The organism is Elioraea sp. Yellowstone, from assembly GCF_006704265.1.
Taxonomy (GTDB): Bacteria; Pseudomonadota; Alphaproteobacteria; order Acetobacterales; family Acetobacteraceae; genus Elioraea.
This window is the reverse complement of sequence record NZ_VIKA01000300.1, coordinates 1-975: the sequence shown is the minus strand read 5'-3', so window position 1 is coordinate 975 and position 975 is coordinate 1. Positions and strand designations below refer to the sequence as shown.

1 protein-coding gene is annotated in these 975 nt (G+C 59.9%); it reads left to right on the top strand.

What is annotated here, in order from left to right:
* Positions 1 to 975 (top strand): DUF262 domain-containing protein (locus FK498_RS18825; protein ID WP_141857249.1); only part of this gene is annotated, 975 nt, incomplete at both ends.

The following is a 975-nucleotide window of genomic DNA, read 5'->3' as shown; positions in this document are numbered from 1 at the left end:
CGACAACCCGTTGGAATCACAACCCGCCGTGACCTCCCAACCCTCGTTCCCACCGCATTCCGAAACAGCCTCTGAGATCCAGCGTCCCTTCGTGTGGGATGCGACAAAGGTCCGGAACCTGCTTGACTCCCTCTATCAGGGCTATCCGGTCGGATACCTCATCGCCTGGCGAAATCCATCTGTCCGGCTGAAGGACGGTACGACATCGTCCGGCAAGCGCATCCTGATCGACGGGCAACAGCGCGTCACCGCGCTTATGGCTGCGTTGCTCGGCCAGGAGGTGCTGACCAAGGACTACGAGACCGTACGCATTCGGATCGCGTTCCACCCGGTCGAAGAGCGCTTCGAGGTCTCGAATCCGGCCATCCAAAAGGACGCCTCATGGATTGCCGACTTGGCGACGGTCTTTGCACCTGACGCCAGCCTTACCAAGCTCACGCGTGAATATGCAGCGCGCAATCCAGAGACTGATCAGGACCAGATTTCATTGGTGCTGGAGAAGGTCCGCAAGATCATCAACAACCAGGTCGGCATCATCGAGCTGGCCGAAGACCTCGATATCGAGACAGTCACCGAGATCTTCATCCGGGTCAATTCGGCCGGCGCATCACTCAGCCAGGCGGACTTCGCCATGTCGAAGATCGCGGCCAACGACACCTACGGCGGCAACATGCTGCGCAAGGCCATCGACTATTTCTGCCATCTGGCCGTCGCGCCCGAGTTCCTCTCGCGCATCGAGAAGGGCGACAAGGCATTCGCTTCGTCCGAGTTCCTTCCGAAAATGCGGTGGTTGAAGGACGTCAACGACGGCCTCTACGACCCTTCCTACACCGACATGCTGCGCGTGGCATTCACGTCCGAGTTCCGGCGCGGCAAGCTGCAGGATCTCGTGGCCCTGCTCTCAGAGGCTGTTTCGGAATGCGGTGGGAACGAGGGTTGGGAGGTCACGGCGGGTTGTGATTCCAACGGGTTGTC